The organism is Jiangella ureilytica (genome assembly GCF_004348545.1).
Classification (GTDB): domain Bacteria; phylum Actinomycetota; class Actinomycetes; order Jiangellales; family Jiangellaceae; genus Jiangella; species Jiangella ureilytica.
This window is the reverse complement of sequence record NZ_SMKL01000051.1, coordinates 16223-35012: the sequence shown is the minus strand read 5'-3', so window position 1 is coordinate 35012 and position 18790 is coordinate 16223. Positions and strand designations below refer to the sequence as shown.

The window sequence follows — 18790 nt, the reverse complement described above, 5'->3', positions numbered from 1 at the left end:
GCGCAATCGGTCACTGCGCCGGCGGCAGGATGGCCAGGGCGCGGGCGACGGTGACCGCCTCGTAGCGATCGGCCGCGCCGAGCTTGCGATACAGCGATCGCGCGGTGGTCTTCAGGGTGTTGCCGGAGATGTACATCGACTTCGCGATCTCGCTGAGGGTCTCGGGCCCGTCGAGCGAGAGCAGCACCTCGGTCTCGCGCTCGGACAGCGCGGGCGCGGCGCCGGTGTTGGCGCGGTGCAGCGCGGCCAGCTCGACCGGCAGCGTGCTCAAGGGGCCCGACGGCGGCAGCGGCAGCTCGCGCTCGACGACCGCCGTCCGCAGCGCCGGCAGCAGCAGGAGCGGACGCCGGGCGCCGGTGCGCTCGATCAGCGCGAACAGCTGGTGCAGGTGCGGGCCGGTGCCGAGGCCGCGGCGCAGGGCGCACTCGACCTGCAGGGCATGGACGTCGGCGCGCACGGTCCGCGGCACGGTGCCGAGGTCGCCGAGCGAGGCCAGCTCGCGGCCGGCGGTCGCGGCGTCGCCGGCGGCCAGCAGCGCGCGGGCCCGCGCCACCGCCAGGAGGGCGACGTGCCCCGGCGGCGCCACGGCCGACGCGAGCAGCACCGTGGCGGCCTTCGGCTCGTCGCGGGCGATCAGGGCGTGCGCCCGGGCGATGGTCGCCAGCAACCGGTTCAGCGGCAGCCGGTTGGTCGGCTGGTCGTCGCCGCTGAGCAGGTCGGCGTGCCCGGCCGCGGTGCGGTCGCCGCTGAGCAGCGCCAGCACAGACCAGGCCAGCGCGAGCCGGGCGGCCGGCGGCACGACGTCGCCGTCGAGTCGTCGCTGCGCGCCGTGCAGCCGCTCGGCGACGCCGGCGGTGCGCCCGTGCTCGAGGTCGAGCGCGCCGCGGGTGAGGTGGACGTGGTCGGTGAACTGGTTGTCGGCCCAGCCGTGCCGCCGCGCGATGTCCGCCGCCGAGCGCGCCTGCCGGGCCGCCCCGGCCAGATCGCCGCGCAGGAACGACGTGTACGACCGCAACGCCTCGCTGTTCGCCTCGTGCCAGGCGATGCCGTGGTGCCGGGCCTGCATGGCCGTGCGGCCCAGCAGGTGCTCGGCGGCGTCGAGGTCGCCGTCGGCGAGCCGGTTGGCGCCGGTCTGCCAGTCGAAGTACACGACGCGGTCGAGGTGTTCGCGGCGCTGGTCGTCGGTGGCGGCCCGGATCAGCGCTTGCCCGGACCGCTCGACGGCGAGTGCCGCGGCGGCGTCGCCGCGGGCCCGGGCCAGCACCATCTGGAAGCAGCGGATGGTGAGCAGGGTGCCGCTCAGCGTGTACTGGTCGACCAGCCGGTCGGCCTGCGCCACGCGGCGGGCGAACGTCTGCAGGTCCGGCGGCGGCGCGACGGCGGCGACGGCCGACAGCAGCAGGAGGACGGGGTCGGCCGCGATGACGTCGTCGGGCAGCGTGTCGACCGCCGGCAGGAGGTCGTCGACCTGGCCGCGCGCCACCGCCGGCTCCCAGCTGGCCCGCACCACGCTGCCGGCCGTCGCCTTGTCCAGCGCGGTGTCGACCACCAGCGGCAGCGCCTGGGTGGTGCGGTCGTGCGCGACCAGCAGCCGCACTGTGCGGGTGACCAGCTCGGTACGGCGGCCGGGGTGCTCGGTGTCGAGGCGGGCCAGCAGGGCGCGGCGCACCGGATGCGGCAGCCGCCACTGCCCGTCGTCGGCGACGGGAACCAGCCGGCCCGCCGTCGCCCACCGGTCGATCAGCGCGGCCGGGTCGGCGGGGGCGGCGGCGTGGTCCTCGAGCAGCAGCGCCAGCACCGACGCGTCGAAGCGCGGCGCCGCGGCCACGTCGGTGAGCAGCGCGTGGTCGGCGGGATCGAGGTCGCCGAGCAGTTCGACGCGGACGAACCGGTCGACGAGGTCGCGCAGCCGCCGATCGGACAGCGCGGAGCCGGGCCGGCGGGCCCGCAGCGCCGCCACCACCAGAGCCGGCCAGCCGTCGGTGGTCTGGTCCAGCTCGGCGAGGTCGTCGGGGCTCAGCGGGACCCGGAACCGGGTGGCCAGCCTGTGGATCTCCGTGGCGTCGAACAGCAGGTCCGGCAGGGCGATGATCTGGATCGTGCCGTCGAGCAGCCGGTCGGTGGTCGCCCACGCGGGCTGCGTACGGGTGCTCAGCAACAGCCGGGTGTCGTGGTCGCGCACCGCGCGCAGGGCCGAGCGGACGCCGTCGCCGTCGGGATCGGGGACGTCGTCGAGCAGGATCGCGGGCGGATCGGTGGCGGAGTCGCCCACCGCGCGGCAGAGGACGTCGTCGACGGCGGCTCCGAGAGCGTCGCCGAGGCCGGGGTCGAGCCGTGCCACCCGGCCGGCGCCCAGCCGCCGGGCGACGTCGTCGAGCAGCAGCGACTTCCCGAGCCCGGGCGGACCCTGAACGACGAGGATCGGTGCGGCGTCGGGCCTGGTCAGCGGGTCGACGAGGCGTGGTCTGGGCAGCACTGAACGCGGCACAGACCGTCGTCGGTCACCCTCGGCACCCCGCATCGAGCCTTCTCCCCGTCCTGTCCACCCGGAGGTCGAGCTTAGTCTCACCCCTCGCCTCACCCCAGGATCCACCCCCGATCATCCGTCAGCAGTGTCGGGTTCTTACGTCATGGCAGGGTGTCGGACCGCGATGCTTGGTGAGGAAGATCGCGAAAGGGGGGCCCGGCGATGGGTGGTCGCAGGGTGAGGGGAACGGGTGGACAAGGAAGTACGCGACGAGCTGATCGGCCGCGACGGTGAACAGTCCAGGATCCGCGAGGTCCTGCTCAGGCTGACGGCCGGCGAGGGGGGCGCCGTCGTCGTGGAGGGGGCCGTGGGTGTCGGCAAGAGCGCGCTCGTGCGCGCCGTCGCCGACGACGCGCGCGCGAGCCGGCTGACGGGGCTCGACGAGGTGACGGTGTCATCGGTCGTCGGCGCCGAGGCCGAGCGCGGCTGGCCGTACTCGGGCCTGCACCTCGTGCTGTCCGCCGTCGTCGGGTCGCTCGACCACGAGCAGCAGCAGATCGCCGCGCGACTGGTCGACGACATCACCCGCCGGCTCGACCAGGCCAGCACGACCGCCTACGAGATCGCCGTCCAGGTGCAGGCGCTCATCAGCCGCGTGCGCCGGCCGCTGGTCGTCGTCATGGACAACGCCCATCGCCTGGACCCGCAGTCGCTCGAGGTGCTCGGGTTCGTCGCCCGCCGCGTCGGCACGTCGCCGCTGGTCCTGCTGGTCGTCGTCGAGGCGGCCGAGCGAGTGCCGCCGCTGCGCGGGCTGCCCGTGATCCGGCTCGGCGAGCTGCCGCCCACCGAGGCCACCGAGCTGGTCCGCCGCGCCGCCGGCTCGCACACCCTGCACAGCGTGGCCGCCCGCATCGCCGCCCGGGTCGGGGGCAACCCACGGGCGCTGCTCGACGTCGTCGGCCGGATCCCCGACGTGCAGCTGCTCGGGCAGGTCGAGCTGGACCGGCACCTGCCGCACTCGCCCGTCCTGGAGGCGCTGCAGCTGCCGGAGCTGGGCTCGCTCGACGACGACCAGCGCTTCGCCCTGCTCGTCGCCACCGGCAGCGAGGATCACCGGCTGGCGCCGGTGCTCAACGCGCTCGGCTCGCCGGACGCGCCGCACGTCGCCTGGCTCTTCGCCGAGCACCTGAATCGTTCTGACGGCACCTTCACGCTGCAGCGCCCCGCCGTCCGCTCGATCATCTGGCAGGCCGCGACCATGGCCGAGCGCGACGCCGCGCACCAGGCGCTGGCCGCGGCATACGCCGACTCCGACCCCGGCTGGCAGCTCTGGCACCTGGCGCAGACCCGGCCCGACCACGACGACGAGCTCGCCACGCGGCTGCACCGGGTCGCGAGCGAGTCGCTGGCCCGCGGCGAGGTGGAGCGGTCGCTGTCGTTCGCGCGCGAGGCGGTCCGGCTCACCTCCAAGCCGGGTGAGCGGATCGACCGGCTCCTGCAGGCCGGGCGATTCGCCGTCCTGGCCGGCCGGCTGGACGAGGCCGTGCACATCGCTCGCGAGCGGTTCCGCCTGGACACCACGGCCGAGCAGCGGGCCGACTTCGCGCTGCTCGAGGTGCGCGCCCGCAACCTGCTCGACGGCGAGGTCGCGACCGGACTGGTCAGCCGGCACGTGGAGGAGGTCTCGCCGATCGACCCGGCCCGCGCCGCCGCCCTCGACCTCGCCGCCGCCCACGGGCTGGCCGGGCGCATGGAGCAGGCCGAGGCGGCCCGGTTCCTCGCGCTGGCCGAGCGGTTCACCGACGACTTCGACGACTCCACCCGTGCGGCGCACCGGCGTACGGCGGCGCTGCTGGCGTCGGTCAGCGGCGAGCTGGACCGCGCCGTCGAGCTGGTCGAGGCCGGCCCCGGCGCGGCCGAGGACCTGTTCGGCGAGGCCGAGACGCACCTGCTGCACGCGACGGTGCTGGTGCGGGCGGAGCGCTACGGGCAGGCGCGGCGGCTGTTGCGGGCGGTCACCAGCGGGCAGTTCGGCGACTCGCCGCTGCTGCTGCGCGCCGCACTGGCCGGCCTGGTCCAGCTGGAGTCGCGGGCCGGCCGGCTGCGCGAGGCCGCCGAGGCCGCCGCCTGGTGGGACCGCGTCGACGCCGACAGCGCGCACCGGGCGCTGGTGCCGGCGTTCATGATCCGGGTCAACGCGTTCCTGGGTGAGGACGAGGCCGCCTGGGAGCGCCGCCGTCAGTCGATCGAGGGCGCGCGGCGGCACGGCGACTCGTGGGCGACCGCCGTCATGCAGGCAGAGACCGGGGCGTTCCTCCTGCTGCTGGGCCGCTTCGACGAGGCGATGTCGGTGCTCGACCACGCCCGGCGGCACGCCCTCGAGCACACCGACCCGTCGATCCTCGCCGTCGAACCCGACTACGTCGAAGCGTGCGTCCGCAACGGCGAGCTCGCCCGGGCCCGGGTGGCACTGGCCGAGTTCGAGCTGCGGGCCGACCGTGTCCCGACGGCGTGGGCGCGGCACACCGTCGCCCGCTGCCGCGCGCTGGTCAGCGAGGGCGAAGAGGCGCTGACGCTGTTCCGCGAGGCGGCCGAGACCGCCGCCGACACCGTCTCGCCGGTCGAGCAGGCGCGGACGCTGCTGTGCTTCGGCGAGCGGCTGCGCCGCCTGGGCCGCCGTACCGATGCGCGGTCGTGGCTGCAGCGCACGGTCGTGCTGGCGCAGGAGAGCGGCGCGATCGCACTGGCCGGCCGCGCGGGCCAGGAGCTCGGCGCCGCCGGCGGACCGGTCCCGCCGACCACCCGCCTGGCCGACCTCACCGACGCCGAGCAGCGCATCGCCACCCTGGTCGCCAGCGGCCGGCGCAACCGCGAGATCGCCACGGAGTTGTTCGTGTCGGTGCGGACGGTCGAGGCGCACCTCGGGCGCATCTTCCGCAAGCTCGGTATCCGGTCGCGGACCGAGCTCACCGGCATCGTGGTCACCGGCCTCGACGACGACGGCGGGCCGCCCGGCTCCGGTCAGGCCTGAGGCGCCGACCGGGCCGGAAAAAATCTTGGAAGTCGCGCGTGCGGATCCGGTGGCCCGCCGCCTCCTACTTGATGACGGGTGGAGGTGCAGGGCCGGCCGGCCCACTCGTCCAACGGGGGATCCGGCACTCCGCTCCCCGCGAAGCCCCCCTTCTCGGGAGCGGAGTGGCCGGACAGCCCCGTTCAGAGCCCGGCGGGCGGCTGGCGGCGGTCGCGCGCGAGCGCCGAGAGGTCGAGCGTGCGCTCGATGACCCGGCGGGCGACGTCGGCCACGGTGACCTCGTCGGCGTAGGCGCAGGCCCGCAGCAGCGCCAGAGCGTCGTCAGGAGAGAGGCCGAGCTGAGCCACCAGGAACCCGGTGGCCTGGTGCACCTCGGCGCGGCCGGCCCAGGCGCCGGTGAACTCGCCCGGCGGATCGGCCAGGTCGGGGTCGCGCAGCAGCGCCGCGCCGACGGCGGCGGCCAGGTGCGCGGCGAGGGCGGCTTCTGGCTCGGGGTGGTCGGAGCCGGATCGGTACGTCGTCAGCACGCCGAGCACGTCGGAGCCCATGGGCACCGGAATGGCGACCACCGTGGCCATGCCGACCTCGCGGCGGGCCGCCTCGGTGAAGAGCGGCCAGACCGGCCCGGACCCGTGGTCGCCGAGCCGGGCGACGACGGTGCGAGCGGTGCGGTAGGCATCGACTCCAGGCCCCTCGCCCAGGATGTCCTGCAGGTCCTCGAGAGTGCTGGAGACGTCGTCGGTGGAGCAGACGGTGAGCCGCTGCGGCAGCGTGTAGGCCAGGGTGATGGCGGCGCCGTCGCCGTCGAGGATGGACCGGCAGGTCTCGCCGAGGCGCTGGGCCAGTGGCGCCCTGGCCCCCGCGTCGGCGACCGCTGCGGCGAGTCGCGATATCACCTCGGCTCGTGTGGTCAACCGCCGCTCCTCCTCGGCAGCCGGCATGCCGATCCGGTTCTCGGCGCCGTCCACCCTACTGGATCGGACGGAGCGGGCGATCCGGGCGGCGGGCGGCGGCCGGTCATTCGCCGGTGCCGTAGGCCTCGGGCAGCGACCGGGTCCGGACGACGTCGCCCGCCACCCGGCTGAGCTTCACGTTGTTGTCGCGCGAGTAGCGGCGCAGCACCTCGAACGACTGGGTGGCGTCGAGCCCGTAGCGCTCCATGAGGATGCCCTGCGCCAGCCCGATCTGGTACCGGGCGTCGATCGCCTCCCGCAGCGTCGAGGACCGGCGAGCGTCGGTGATGGCGATGGCGGCGTGGCGCAGCAGCAGCTTCGCCACCGCCACGTGCCGCTCGGCCGGCTGCTCGGCCAGCTCCCAGAACACGATGACCGTGCCGGAGTAGTGCGGCCCGAGGTCCAGTGGCATCGCCAGCATGCTGCGGTAGCCGATCTCGGCGATGACGGCGGTCCATCGCGGCCAGCGCGGCTCCGTGGTGCTGTCGGTGACGAGGACCGGCTCCTGCTCGGCCAGCGCGGTGATCGACGGCCCCTCGCTCAGCTCGAACTGGACCCGGTCGGCCTCCTCGGCGCGGTCGGTGGTGGCCGCGGCGACCTCACGGCGGCCCCGAGGCCGCAGTAGCGTCGCCCCCGCGGCGTCACCACCGATGACCTCGACACCCTGATGGATCACGGCGTTCACCGTCGACTCGACGTCGGGCTGCAGGTACAGGTGCGGCGCGGCCGCGGCCAGCAGCTGAGCGACGTCGTCGGGTTCGAGGAGCCGCCGCGACCCGGGTTCGGCCACGTGCGTCGGCTCGATCTCTGGTTCGGGTTCGGGCTCGGGCTCCGCGTCGGCGGGAGTGAACGGCTCGCCGCTCACGGACGCTGTCCGCGACGACGATCGAAGGGGTACGGCATGGAGACCTCGGGCGACGAGCCGAATGCGGCGGGACTGCCGCCGGCTGGCGTCTCAACCGGAGACGGCAAACGTACCTACGGCACGGGCGAATGACAAATCTCCCGTACGACGCGCGGGGCTCGGCCCCGCGCCGGACCGGCGGCTCAGGCGCCCGGGACGCCGTCGCCCAGCCCGGTCGCGGCGCCGCCGCTGCTCGATGCCGAACGGCGCCGGAACGGGGGCGGCTGCGGCACCGCCTGACCGGACACCCTGGCGACCATGCGCTCAGCGACGGTGCGCAGCTTGAGGTTGTTGTTCTGCGAGTGCTTGCGCAGTGTGGCGAACGCCTGCTCGGCGCTGCACCGCTGCTGCGCCATGACGATTCCGATGGCCTGGTCGATGACGCTGCGGGTGGCCAGCGCCTGCTCCATCTGCTCGGCGAGCTCCGCGTCGTGGACCTGGCGCAGCGCGAGGGCCAGGGCCGTGGACGCCTGGGTGGCGAAGGTCTCGGCGCGGCGGCGGTTCTGGATGTCGAACGCCTCGGGCTCGTCGAAGTCGTAGAGGTTCATGGCGCCTATGACGTCGCCGTTCACGACCAGCGGCAGGCTCAGCGAGGACCGCACGCCCAGCGCGACGGCGTGCACCCGGTACTCGGGCCAGCGCGGGTCGGACTCCTGGTCCACGATCTCGACGACGTCGCCGGTGGCCAGCGCGTGCACGCACGGCCCCCAGCCGCCCTCGTACTGTCCCTCGTCGACCAGAGCGGCCCGCGGGTCGCTGGTGACCACGGTGCGCGGCTGGCCGTCGTAGCTGGTGGTGATGCCGCACGACGCGGGCGGCTCGACGAGGTCGGCGGCGAGTTTGGCGAGGTCCGTGAGGAACTCCTCGACCCGGGGCGCGTTGAGCAGAAGGTTCTGCACCGCGCCCAGCAGTTCGGTGAGGTCGCGGCCCGCTTGGCTTCGCTCGTCCGCCATTCTCGTCACTGTACGCCGCGCGAGCGGCGCCGGGCGCTACCGGTACTGCTCGATCAGCGTGGCCGCCATGGCCTTGGCCCGCTGCGCCGCGCCGGGATCGCCCTCGAGTGCGGCGATGATGGAGCCCTTCATGAGGATCTGCCAGGACCGGGCGAACTCCTCGGGGTCGCGCAGCCCGGCGTCGGCGGCGCGCGCGCTGACGATGGCACGCAGGTGGGCCAGGTGCTGGATGCTGGCCTGGCCCAGCGGGTGTGACCGGCCCATCTCGAGCAGGACGGTGATGAAGGCGATGCCGTCGAAGTCGTCGCTGGCGAACCACTCCTCGAACACGTCGAAGATGGCCAGCAGGCGCTCCTCGGGGCCGTCGGCGAGCTTCTCGGAGCCGGCCTCGACCAGCCCCACGGTCCACTCGCGCTCGCGCCGGTCGAGGTAGGCCAGGACGAGGTCGTTCTTCGACGGGAAGTGCTTGTAGAACGTGGCCTTGGCGACGTGGGCGCGTTCGATGACCTCGTCGACACCCACGCCGAGAATGCCGCGCCGGGCGAACAGCCGGTAGCTGGCCGCCAGGATCCGTTCTCGTGCGTTGGGCGTGCCGCCGGCCGCGTCCGAGACCTGCATGGCGCCCGACGATACATGTTGACAGACCCCGCTGTCGCGGGGTAGACAGAACCGTCTGTTCGTTCGATCATGGGGAACTGTGCCCGGCGAAAGGTGAGCGCAAGCAATGGACCTCAGTCCGTCGTCGGAACTTGCCGAGGCCGCCGCTGACCTGCACAGCGAACCGGACGTCGAGAGCACGGTCCAGACCGTCCTGCACCACGCGCGCGCCCTCACGGGAGCCGACGGCGTCACCGTCATGATCCGTCAGGGCGGCCGCCCGGCGGTCATGAGCGCCACCAGTCCCGAGGCGGCGAAGGCCGACCTGTTCCAGATCCAGTGTGCCGAGGGCCCGAGCCTCGAGGCCATGTCCGTCCGCGACGCCGTCGTGGTCGACGACGTCTCCGCCGACGACCGCTGGCGCAACTGGAGCGGCTCCGTCACCGAGATGGGCTTCCAGAGCGTCCTGTCCCTCGGGCTCCGCACCAACCGCTCGGCGCTCGGCGCTCTGAGCGTCTACTCCGCCAAGGTCGGCGCGTTCGCCGCCGACCACGCCCAGCTGGCCCGGCTCTACGCCCGGCACGCGTCGGTCGCGCTGGTCTCGGCGCGGCACGAGTCCGGGCTGCGGCGGGCCATGAACGCACGGCACGTCATCGGGCAGGCCCAGGGAGTGCTCATGCAGAGACACGGGCTCGACGCCGACCAGGCGTTCGCCCTGCTGCGCAACACTGCGCGCGACCACGGCGTGAAGCTCGGCGAGCGAGCCGAGCAGATCGTCGCGTCGCGGCCGGCCGAGGTCGGCTGACCCCTCCCAGCCGACCTCGCGCCGGGCGCGCGACCCGTGCGCTCTAGCCCGGCGGCCGGTCCCAGCGCAGCAGCGCGGCGACGCCGTCCTCGGGCAGGTCCGGCGGGGCGGCGAAGACAGCCCCCGCCCCGGTGGCCGCCGCCGCGGCGAGAACCAGCAGATCCGAGCGGACGGAGTCGGCCGAGCGGACGCCGTCGGGCAGCGGCAGGTACGGGTGGTCGGCCGGCCGGACGAGGGTGCCGGCGGCGCGGTCCTCGTCGAGGACGACGGTGTCGATGCTGGCCATGACCGCCATCTCGAGCACCGGCCCGAGCCCGACGGCGACGGCCTCCTGCCGGCCGACGTGCTCCTGGAACCGGTCGATGTCGTCCTGACGGCGGCGGGCGACGGCGTCGGTGACGGCGACGTCGACCTCGGTGGTGAGCGAGTTCATCCCCGCTCCGTCGGCGCGGCTCCCCCGTTCGGACTCGACCAGCCGCTCGGCGAGGTGCGGGCTCAGCGCCTCACGGATGTCGTGGCGGGCGCGCGGGTCGCCGGCCAGGACGATCAGCGGCGGCGGCGTGGCCGCGGCCAGCCGCTCGATCTCGGCGGCGACGGCGCGGGCGTTGAGCCGCCACTGCTCGTCCGTCCTGCTCTGCAGGTCCGCCCGGGCCAGGCCGCCGTCGGGGACCTTGGAGATGTTCTCGGTGCTGCCGTCCACGATCGTGGTGGTCGCGGGTTCGCGGCCCCAGGCGGCGTGGTGGTGCAGGTCGGCGCCCACGTGGTCGGCCAGCACCACGAGCACCGGCACGGCGCAGTCCTGGTAGGCCAGCCAGGCGGTGACATCCGGCAGCGGTCCCCACGTCAGCACCTCGGCCCCGCTCCAGCCCGGCAGCGTCTCGTCGACCAGCACGCCGTCCGCCTCTGACGCGACCACGAACCGCCCGGTCTCGCCCGGTCTGCCCGTCGGCTCGGCCATCCGGTCCGCCAGTGCCGCGGCGACGCCGCGGGGCGCACCGGCCTCGGTGAGCTCCGTGCGCGCCGCCCTGCTGCGCAGCTCGAGCAGCCGGCCGGCGTCCTCGGTGGTGCGGCTGACGTCGAGCATGGCGCTGGCGAACGGTCCCTGGTGGTCGAGGATGCGGGTGAGAGTGTCCAGTCGCATGAGGTTCCTCCCTCGCGTCACGGGCCGGGTTCGGTCTCGATGTGCATGCCGGTGACGTCGTCGCCGGCGAGCTCGGCGTCCACCTCCTCGTCGAGGCCGGCCTCCTCGGGCACGGGCAGACCCGCCGTCGGGTCGGCGTCGTCCTCGTCGGCGGTCTCGTACAGGTCGGGGTCCTGAGCGGGGTCGGGTTCCTCTTCGGCCAGCCGCTGATCGAGCGTCTCCTCCTCCTCGACCCGCAACAGGCCGTACGTCGGCGCGTCCACGGGCACGGAAGGCACGCCCGGGTCTGGCACGTCGCCGTCAGGCTGCATGTCGTCGGCGTACTCCGGGATGCCCGCCTCCTCCAACGAGGCACCGGGATCGCGGTTGGGGCCGTCGTCGGGGTTGCCGGTCGTGGTCATGGCGTCCTCCTCTGTCCTGCCTCACCCGGTCGGCTACCCGGTGCGGATGTCGGCAAACGACGGCGGATGGTTTCGCGCCGGCCGGGTACGGATCACAGTGACGGAGGTGAGCCGGATGCCGAGAGGACAGTGGAGCAAGAAGCGCGAGCGGCAGTACGAGCACATCAAGGAAGGCCTGGAGGATCGCGACTACGGCGAGGACAAGGCCGAAGAGATCGCCGCGCGCACTGTGAACAAGGAGCGGGCGCGCTCCGGCGAGGCCGCGCAGAAGAGCCGTACGTCCGTCGACGACATCTCGTCCGGGCGCCGGGGTGGCCTGCGCTCCGGCAAGGGCCCCGGTGGCCGCACCAAGGACCAGCTCTACAACGAGGCCAAGGAGAAGGGCATCAAGGGCCGCTCCAAGATGACCAAGAAGGAGCTGGAGAAGGCGGTCGGCCGCTGACGCCGCATCGCTGAACGCGAGCCTGTCGGGCCGGTGATGAGGGTCTCACCGGCCCGGCGCCTTGTCCGGGCCCGCGTGCGCCGCCACGCTGGCGCCATGACGGTTGTCGCATGGATCTTCGCGGTGGTGGCCGGCGTCTTCCACCTCGCGGCGTTCGTGATGGAGAGCATCCTGTTCGACCGTCCGTTCGTGCAGCGGGCGCTGGTCCGCGACGCCGGCCAGTCGACGGGCGTCCGGCTGTGGGCGTTCAATCAGGGCTTCTACAACCTGGCGCTGGCCGCGGGCGCCCTGATCGGGGTCGTCGTGTGGGCCGCGGACCAGGAGACGGCCGGTCGAACGCTGGTCGTCTTCAGCTGCGCCGCGATGACGCTGGCGGGGATCGTCCTGGTTGCGTCCGACCGGCGGCTCTGGCGGGGTGCCGTCGGGCAGGCGCTGCCTCCGGCGATCGCGATCGTGGCGGCGCTCGCCTCCTGACGGCTGTTGACGCGGCCGTGGGGGAGGACTAGCCTCGCGGCTTTCCTGATCATGGGTGCAGAGGGCCGGGGGGCCATGACCGTCGATCGATCGCGCCTGCGGGCGCTCGTGACCGTGCTTCTTCTCGCCGCCGCGGCGGGTTGCGGGTCGGCCGGGGATGTGGCCGGCGGCGACGAGCCGCGGCCGGCGCCGCTGGCCGGCTCCGCGGCGACGGCGACCGTGTCGGCCTCGCCGGCGGTGACGCCGTCGCCGACGCCGGTGGTCACCGTCGAGACCGTGTCCGAGACCGAGGCGGTCCCGTTCGAGCGGGTCACCGTCGAGGACGACACCATGGATGCCGGCACGTCCGCCGTCACGACCGCCGGGGCCGCGGGGGTGCGGACGCTCGTCTTCGAGGTCACGCTCACCGACGGCGTCGAGACCGGCCGGGTGCTGGTGAGCGACGAGGTCACCACCGCGCCGGTCGACGAGGTGACGACGGTGGGAACGTACGAGCCGCCGCCGGAGCCGGAGCCGGAGCCGGAGCCGGAGCCCGAGGAGGCGGCGCTCGTCGAGGCGCCGCCCGACGAGCGTTGCGATCCGAACTACAGCGGTTGTGTGCCCGTCGACAGCGACGTCGACTGCGCGGGCGGCAGCGGCAACGGACCGTCGTACGCGGACGGGCCGGTCACCGTCACGGGCGAGGACATCTACGGTCTCGACGCCGACGACGACGGGACCGGCTGCGAGTAGCCGATCCCGTCGCCATCGAGGTCACCGCAGCGGGCTGCGCCGGGTCCGCGAGCGGTCGGCGTGCTGGCGGGCATGCGCCCGGACCGGCCCCGAGCGGGACTGCCGCCGTCGCCGTCGTTCGGCCGGATGCGTCGAGCGCGACCCGTCGCGCAGGCCGCGGCTGAGCAGCCCCGGCACCGGCGACCCGGACGCCGCCGGCACGGAGTCGCGAGGGACGACGTAGAGCACGCCGCGACCGGGCCGGTCGCGCAGGATGAGCCGCGTCGTGAGCCGGCCCTTCCGGGCGAGGACGGCGCCGACGGTGATCGCGCCCAGCAGCGGCCCGGCACCGCTGACGATCATGGCGACGTGGGCCCCCGCCTCGTGCGCGATCCAGCCGACGAGAGTGCCGGAGCCGGCCTGCGCGCCGAACAGCACCAGGATGTACAGCGCCATGACCCGCCCGCGCATGGTGCCCGCGACCGTCGTCTGGACCAGCGTGTTGCCGCCGGTCAGGTACAGCAGCGTGACCGCGCCGACCCCGACGAGCACCACGCAGAACAACGGCAGCGAGTCGATCATGCCGGCCACCATCTGCAGCACGCCGAGCACGCCCGCGGAGTACACGAGCGTGCGCAGCCGCAGGCTTCTGCGCCGGGTCGAGGCGAGCGCGCCGGCCACGGCACCGGCGGCGAGACACGAGTTCAGCAGGCCGTAGCCGGCCGACCCGATGTCGAACACATCGTCGGCGTAGGCGGCCAGGACGGTGGCGAGGTTGATGCCGGTGATCGCGACGAAGCCGACCAGGACGACCGACCACAGGATGACCGGCTCGTCGCCGGCGTAGCGCAGGCCCTCGCGCAGCTGCCCGCGGGTGCGGGCGATGGCGGGCGCGGCCGAGAGCTCGGACGCGCGCATCATCACCAGCAGGACGACGGCGACGACGCCGGCCAGCGCGTTGACGATGAACGACCAGCCCTCGCCGACCAGCGCGATGCCGACGGCGGCCAGGGCCGGTCCGATCAGCGCGCCCAGCTGGAACACCGTCGAGTTGATGCTGATGGCGTTGCGCAGGTGCTGGCGCCCGGCGACCTCCGGCACGAACGCCTGCCGGGCCGGGTTGTCGACGACGATCGCCAGGCCCGTGAACGCGGCGGCGGCCAGGACGTGCCACGGCTCGATCGCGCCGAGCAGCGTGAGCGTCCCGAGCGTCAGGGCCGACAGGGCGAACAGCGACTGCGTGATCATCAGCAGCTTGCGCTTGTCGAAGCGGTCGGCGACGACGCCGCCCCAGAGGCCGAACACGAGCATCGGGGCGAGCTGGAGGCTGACGGTGAGCCCGACCCAGGCGACGTTGCCGGTCAGGCTGAGGATGAGCCAGTCCTGTGCCACGCGCTGCATCCAGCCGCACGTGTTGGTCAGGATTTGGGAGATGACGTAGAGGCGGTAGTTGCGTACTCGGAGCGAGGCGAAGGTGTCGCGCCAGTGCGACCGGTGCTCCTGGTCGTCCGCGGCGGGCGGCGCGACCGGGCGCGTATCTGAGTGGGCTTGTGAGGACGGGTGAAGGGCGACGGACGCCGGTCTCACGGTGGGGTTCCTTGTGCTGGTACGGATGGTTGGCGTGCAGCGGTCCCGCCTCAGCGGCAGGACCGTGTTCAACGTTAGGTGCTGAACGCCGATTCGCTAAGCCGATAAGGGCTATAAATGTCATCAAGAAATCCAATGACGACTTCCGATGGCGGTGAACGGTCGATGTTCGATCCGGTACATCTGCGCACATTCCTGGCGGTGGCGTCGACGCTGAGCTTCACGCAGGCGGCGCAGCAGCTCGGCATCAGCCAGCCCAGCGTCAGCCAGCACGTCCGGCGCCTGGAGGAGGCGGCCGGGCGGCAGTTGCTGCTGCGCGACACCCGCGCCACCGCGCTCACCGACAACGGCGAGGCGATGGCCGGCTTCGCGCGCTCCATCCTCGCCGCGCACGACGAGGCGGCCAGCTACTTCACCGGCACCGCCATGCGCGGCCGGCTCCGTTTCGGCGCCGCCGACGACCTCGCGCTGGCCCAGCTGCCGGCCGTGCTGCGGGCGTTCCGGCAGCTGCACCCGCGCATCAACCTCGAGCTGACGGTCACCCAGACCCGCACGCTCATGCGCCGGCTCGAGGCCAACCAGCTCGACCTGGTCTTCATCAAGGAGTTCCCCGGCGAGACGGTCGGCCGGGTCGTCCGCCGCGACCGCCTGGTGTGGATCGGCCTGCCCGGCACCCAGGTCCGCCCCGACGAGCCGATCCCGCTCATCACCTACACCGCACCGTCGGTCAGCCGGGTGACGGCGCTGCGGGTGCTCGCGGAGTCCGGGCGCAGCTGGAAGATCACCTGCAAGACGCTGGAGGTCAACGGCGTGCTGGCGGCGGCGCGGGCGGGCATCGGGGTGGCGGTGTTCCCCAGCAGCCTGGTCCCGGCGGACCTGCAGGCGCTGCCCGCCTCGGTCGGCCTGCCCGAGCTCGGCGACATCGACTTCACGCTGCTGTCCAACCCGCGCTCGCCCGTCGAGCCCGTCGAGGCCCTGACGTCGGCCATCCTCGGCCAGCCCTTCGCCGGCCGCTCCGCGCCGCCGCCTCCGGCCGCGCCCGCCCCGGCGGCGACCTGATCGGCCGGTGTCGTGATCAGCCGGCGTCGCGGGAGTGAAACAGCGCCGCGGCGAGGACCAGGGTGACGAACGCGTAGCCGGCCAGCACCCCGAGGCCGGCCCAGGGCTGGATCGGCAGCCGCTCCAGTCCGGTGGTCGCCTGGATCGTCAGTCCCGCCGACGACGGTGACCAGCGCTGCAGCTGCTCCTGCCAGCCCGGGTCGGAGACGAACCGCACGAGTAGCGGGATGGCGTAGAGCACCGTGAGCGCGGCCGTGAGGGCGGCGGCCGTACCGCGGACGATCGTCGCGACGGCCACGCCGATCACCGCCACCAGTCCCAGGTACAGCACGCTGCCCGCGGCGGCCCGCAAGGTGGGACCGTCGGCCAGCGAGAGCTGCGCGTAGCCATGGGCCGGGGTGAAGCCGTTCGACGGCAGGATCGCCGCGGCTGCGAGCACCGACCCGGCCACGCCGAGGGCGGCCGCAGCGACCACCGTCACCGTCACCACCGTGAGCCTGCCCGCCAGCACCCGCACCCGCGAGGGCGAGGCGGCGAGAGTGCTGCGGATCAGCCCACTGGCGTGCTCGTTCGTCACCGCCAGGACGGCGAGCACCGCCACCGCGGCCTGCCCGAGCCAGACGCCGGTGAGGCTGAGCCGCGCCGTGTCCTCCGCGCACGTCGTCGGCGTCGGGCAGTGCGCCGTGTCGACGGAGGCCACCGCGGCCACGCCGAGCGCGAGGGTCAGCCCGATGACGGCGGCGACCAGCCATGCGGTGCTCGGGACGGTGCGCAGCTTGGTCCACTCCGCCCGCAGGACGCGGCTCACGTGTCCCGTCCGCGCAGCGACCTGGCCGCCAACGCCATGGCGACGGTCGCGTAGAGGCACAGCATCCCGAACCCGGCCCACGGCCCGACCATGGCCCACGGCTCGACCAGCCCGGCGGTCGGGTCCTTGGTGCGCTGGATCGCCAGCGCTCCGGCCGGGGTCAGACGCATGATCCACTCCGCGGCGCCCGGTGGGAGCGCGGAGGCCACCAGGATCGGCAGCACCACCAGCAGCACCACGCCGGTGATGGCGCCGGCGCTGTGCCGGGTGAGGATCCCGGCGGCCAGCGCGAGGACGGCCACGACGGCGAGCATCGCCGCCGTCCCGACGACGGCGCGCAGCACCGGCCCGTCGAACAGCGAGGACTCGGGGAAGGCGGGCGGGCCGAAGCCCGCGTCCCGCAGCAGCGGCCGGGTCAGCAGGACCGCCGTCACCGCCGCGACCAGGCCGGCGACGAACGTGACCCCGCCGATGACGATCGCCTTCGCCGCCAGGACCTGCCCGCGGCGAGGAGTCACCGCGAACGTCGTGCGGATCATCGCCCGCCCGTACTCCGAGGTGGCGAACAGCACGGCGACCGCGATCACCACCATGAGCCCGACGACCGCGCCGAAGAGGCCGATCTGCACGGGGTCGTCGTCAGGCGGATCGGGGCCGATGTCGCCGGAGCCGGTCACCGTCAGGACGCCGCCGGCGATGGTGACAGCGCCGGTCCCGGTGCGGCCGACGTCCGTGCCGGACCACCGCTCGGGGGCAACCGCGTCGTCGGCGTCGACGGCGAGGTCCGCGAAGGTCGCGCGGCCGATCGTCTCGACCTCGCCGACCGAGGTGCTGCCCGCCTGGCGCTCCACCCGCACGTCCGGCGGCGAGGCCACGAACACGCCGAGCTCGGCGGTCTCGGGCAGCCCAGGCACATCCACCGTGCCCACCTCGGCCCAGTCGATGCCGTCGGCGGACTCGTAGCCCGTGACCTCGGTGCCGGAGCGGACCAGTCGCAGCCACCGCGGTGCGACGCCGTCGCGGCCGGCGACATCGGCGTCGAACATGGCCCGCAGCCGCACGCCGTCGGCAGGGGTGACCATGAGTGCGGCATAGACCGACCCGGGCGTGGTCCCGTCCTTGATCATCAGGCCAGCCATGGCGTCGTCGTGGCTGGCGTCCTGGCCGGTCACCCGCACGGTGACACTGCCGTCGCCGGTCATCGGGCCGTGCACGAACTGGAACGCGTCGGCGACGAGGCCGCCGTCGGGGCCCGTGACGAGGTCCGGGACGTCGTTGGCGTCGGTGCCGCTCCCGGAGGCGGCGAGCAGCGACACCAGCACCGTCACGACGACCGCGGCGACCATGCCGGCCACCCAGCCTGGCACCGACCGGAACTTGGTCCACTCCGCGCGGAGCAGCCGGCCGAATCCGGCGGCGCGCTGGGACCGCGGCGGCACCGGCCGCAGCGTGGTCGTCACGACGCACCCGGCACCGCGGCGGCGGTGAACTCGCCGGCGTCGCGGGTGAGCTCCATGTAGGCCTCCTCGAGCGAGGCCCGGTGCGCCGAGACCTCGCTGAACGGCAGTCCGTGGTCGGAGAGCAGGGCGATCACGCGCTCGGTGGGCAGGCCGCCGACGGTGACCGTCTCGCGGCCGGTGGCCGCCACCGTCGCGCCCGCGCCGGCCAGCACCGTCATCGCCTCGGTCCGGTGCGACGTGCGCAGCGCGACCCGGCCGCCGGACGCCGCCGCGAGCAGTGCGCCGACACTCGTCTCGGTGACCAGCCGGCCCCGCCCGATGACGACGAGGTGGTCGGCGGTGTCCTCCAGCTCGCCCATGAGGTGGCTGGAGACGAGGACGGCGCGGCCCTCGGCCGCCAGTGAGCGCAGCAGCTCGCGGATCCATCGGATGCCGTCCGGATCCAGCCCGTTGACCGGCTCGTCGAACATCAGGACCGGCGGGTCGCCGAGCAGCGCGGCGGCGATGCCGAGACGCTGTCGCATGCCGAGCGAGAACCCGCCGGCCGGCCGTCCGGCCGCCGACTCCAGCCCGACCAGGCCGATCACCTCGTCGACCCGGCGGCGGGGGAGGCCGCTCGCCTGCGCCATCCAGAGCAGGTGGTCGGCGGCTCGCCGGGACGGGTGGACCGCGGCCGCGTCGAGCAGCGCGCCGACGTGGCGCAGCGGCGTGCGCAGCGACCGGTACTGGCGCCCGCCGACCAGTGCGACACCCTCGTCCGGCGCGTCGAGCCCCAGGATGATGCGCATCGTCGTCGACTTGCCGGCGCCGTTGGGGCCGACGAACCCCGTGACCCGGCCGGGCGGGACGGTGAACGACAGCCCGTCGACCGCGAGCGTCGATCCGTAGCGTTTGCGGAGGTCACGCACCTCGATGTCGGCGTCCATGGGGGAAGGCTAGACAGCGCGGGCCGGCCGCGTCGTCACGCGCCGGAGCCGTCTTGCCGGAGCCCGCGTCC

The 18790-nt window shown here is 74.0% G+C and carries 17 protein-coding genes; 6 read left to right on the top strand and 11 right to left on the bottom strand.

All coding sequences use genetic code 11. The features are described from left to right. Positions 1 to 10 precede the first annotated feature (10 nt). On the bottom strand, positions 11 to 2476 hold the full coding sequence (locus tag E1212_RS20385) for a helix-turn-helix transcriptional regulator (RefSeq protein ID WP_131985820.1): 2466 nt from the start codon (positions 2474 to 2476) through the stop codon (positions 11 to 13). 241 nt (positions 2477 to 2717) lie between these two features. On the opposite strand from E1212_RS20385, the gene E1212_RS29575 reads away from it, so the two are divergent. Next, positions 2718 to 5498 (top strand): LuxR family transcriptional regulator, encoded by a 2781-nt coding sequence (locus tag E1212_RS29575; RefSeq protein WP_162605557.1) that lies wholly within the window; start codon positions 2718 to 2720, stop codon positions 5496 to 5498. A gap of 182 nt (positions 5499 to 5680) precedes the next feature. Here the strand turns inward: E1212_RS29575 and E1212_RS20360 are convergent, their stop codons facing one another. From E1212_RS20360 to E1212_RS20345, 4 genes are all read right to left on the bottom strand, one after another. Then, positions 5681 to 6412 (bottom strand): ANTAR domain-containing protein, encoded by a 732-nt coding sequence (locus E1212_RS20360; RefSeq protein WP_162605556.1) that lies wholly within the window; start codon positions 6410 to 6412, stop codon positions 5681 to 5683. A 103-nt stretch (positions 6413 to 6515) separates the two neighbouring features. Next, a complete protein-coding gene (locus E1212_RS20355; RefSeq protein WP_131985817.1) occupies positions 6516 to 7316 on the bottom strand; it encodes a GAF and ANTAR domain-containing protein in 801 nt (266 codons plus the stop codon). A gap of 182 nt (positions 7317 to 7498) precedes the next feature. Further along, positions 7499 to 8308 carry a GAF and ANTAR domain-containing protein gene (locus E1212_RS20350; RefSeq protein WP_131985815.1) on the bottom strand — a complete coding sequence of 270 codons (810 nt, stop codon included), beginning with the start codon at positions 8306 to 8308 and terminating at the stop codon, positions 7499 to 7501. Positions 8309 to 8344: 36 nt separating this feature from the next. Continuing rightward, positions 8345 to 8926, bottom strand: a complete 582-nt coding sequence (locus E1212_RS20345) for a TetR/AcrR family transcriptional regulator (protein WP_131985813.1) — start codon at positions 8924 to 8926, stop codon at positions 8345 to 8347. Positions 8927 to 9032: 106 nt separating this feature from the next. On the opposite strand from E1212_RS20345, the gene E1212_RS20340 reads away from it, so the two are divergent. Further along, positions 9033 to 9710, top strand: coding sequence for a GAF and ANTAR domain-containing protein (locus tag E1212_RS20340; protein WP_131985811.1), 678 nt, complete (start codon positions 9033 to 9035; stop codon positions 9708 to 9710). Between the two features lie 43 nt (positions 9711 to 9753). Here E1212_RS20340 and E1212_RS20335 read toward each other — a convergent pair whose 3' ends face one another. Together E1212_RS20335 and E1212_RS20330 are read right to left on the bottom strand one after the other, a co-directional pair. Next, on the bottom strand, positions 9754 to 10851 hold the full coding sequence (locus E1212_RS20335; RefSeq protein WP_131985809.1) for a baeRF2 domain-containing protein: 1098 nt from the start codon (positions 10849 to 10851) through the stop codon (positions 9754 to 9756). A 17-nt stretch (positions 10852 to 10868) separates the two neighbouring features. Continuing rightward, a complete protein-coding gene (locus E1212_RS20330) occupies positions 10869 to 11252 on the bottom strand; it encodes a hypothetical protein (protein ID WP_131985807.1) in 384 nt (127 codons plus the stop codon). Positions 11253 to 11367: 115 nt separating this feature from the next. Between E1212_RS20330 and E1212_RS20325 the strand changes: the two genes are divergently transcribed. From E1212_RS20325 to E1212_RS20315, 3 genes are all read left to right on the top strand, one after another. Then, positions 11368 to 11694, top strand: coding sequence for a plasmid stabilization protein (locus E1212_RS20325; protein ID WP_131985805.1), 327 nt, complete (start codon positions 11368 to 11370; stop codon positions 11692 to 11694). Positions 11695 to 11790: 96 nt separating this feature from the next. Continuing rightward, positions 11791 to 12168 carry a DUF1304 domain-containing protein gene (locus E1212_RS20320; protein WP_131985803.1) on the top strand — a complete coding sequence of 126 codons (378 nt, stop codon included), beginning with the start codon at positions 11791 to 11793 and terminating at the stop codon, positions 12166 to 12168. A gap of 75 nt (positions 12169 to 12243) precedes the next feature. Continuing rightward, entirely contained in the window at positions 12244 to 12900 is a 657-nt protein-coding gene (locus E1212_RS20315; RefSeq protein ID WP_203417040.1) for a G5 domain-containing protein, read from the top strand. A 21-nt stretch (positions 12901 to 12921) separates the two neighbouring features. Here E1212_RS20315 and E1212_RS20310 read toward each other — a convergent pair whose 3' ends face one another. Further along, entirely contained in the window at positions 12922 to 14466 is a 1545-nt protein-coding gene (locus E1212_RS20310; RefSeq protein WP_131985801.1) for an MFS transporter, read from the bottom strand. Between the two features lie 165 nt (positions 14467 to 14631). Here E1212_RS20310 and E1212_RS20305 point away from each other — a divergent pair, with 165 nt between their 5' ends. Next, positions 14632 to 15525 (top strand): LysR substrate-binding domain-containing protein, encoded by an 894-nt coding sequence (locus E1212_RS20305; RefSeq protein WP_131985799.1) that lies wholly within the window; start codon positions 14632 to 14634, stop codon positions 15523 to 15525. Between the two features lie 16 nt (positions 15526 to 15541). Here E1212_RS20305 and E1212_RS20300 read toward each other — a convergent pair whose 3' ends face one another. The 3 genes from E1212_RS20300 to E1212_RS20290 are packed head-to-tail and all read right to left on the bottom strand — an operon-like array spanning position 15542 to position 18719. Further along, positions 15542 to 16333, bottom strand: coding sequence for an ABC transporter permease (locus E1212_RS20300; RefSeq protein ID WP_131985797.1), 792 nt, complete (start codon positions 16331 to 16333; stop codon positions 15542 to 15544). Next, positions 16330 to 17793, bottom strand: coding sequence for a DUF1349 domain-containing protein (locus tag E1212_RS20295; protein WP_203417039.1), 1464 nt, complete (start codon positions 17791 to 17793; stop codon positions 16330 to 16332). Before E1212_RS20295 ends, E1212_RS20300 begins: the two co-directional genes overlap by 4 nt. Further along, a complete protein-coding gene (locus E1212_RS20290) occupies positions 17790 to 18719 on the bottom strand; it encodes an ABC transporter ATP-binding protein (protein WP_131985795.1) in 930 nt (309 codons plus the stop codon). Before E1212_RS20290 ends, E1212_RS20295 begins: the two co-directional genes overlap by 4 nt. Positions 18720 to 18790: the final 71 nt, after the last annotated feature.

Excerpts from the sequence above, each read along its gene's own strand:
- E1212_RS20350 (WP_131985815.1), bottom strand. The coding sequence starts at position 8,308 with ATGGCGGACGAGCGAAGCCAAGCGGGCCGCGACCTCACCGAACTGCTG.
- E1212_RS20345 (WP_131985813.1), bottom strand. The coding sequence starts at position 8,926 with ATGCAGGTCTCGGACGCGGCCGGCGGCACGCCCAACGCACGAGAACGG.
- E1212_RS20340 (WP_131985811.1), top strand. The coding sequence starts at position 9,033 with ATGGACCTCAGTCCGTCGTCGGAACTTGCCGAGGCCGCCGCTGACCTG.
- E1212_RS20335 (WP_131985809.1), bottom strand. The coding sequence starts at position 10,851 with ATGCGACTGGACACTCTCACCCGCATCCTCGACCACCAGGGACCGTTC.
- E1212_RS20330 (WP_131985807.1), bottom strand. The coding sequence starts at position 11,252 with ATGACCACGACCGGCAACCCCGACGACGGCCCCAACCGCGATCCCGGT.
- E1212_RS20325 (WP_131985805.1), top strand. The coding sequence starts at position 11,368 with ATGCCGAGAGGACAGTGGAGCAAGAAGCGCGAGCGGCAGTACGAGCAC.
- E1212_RS20320 (WP_131985803.1), top strand. The coding sequence starts at position 11,791 with ATGACGGTTGTCGCATGGATCTTCGCGGTGGTGGCCGGCGTCTTCCAC.
- E1212_RS20315 (WP_203417040.1), top strand. The coding sequence starts at position 12,244 with ATGACCGTCGATCGATCGCGCCTGCGGGCGCTCGTGACCGTGCTTCTT.
- E1212_RS20305 (WP_131985799.1), top strand. The coding sequence starts at position 14,632 with ATGTTCGATCCGGTACATCTGCGCACATTCCTGGCGGTGGCGTCGACG.
- E1212_RS20290 (WP_131985795.1), bottom strand. The coding sequence starts at position 18,719 with ATGGACGCCGACATCGAGGTGCGTGACCTCCGCAAACGCTACGGATCG.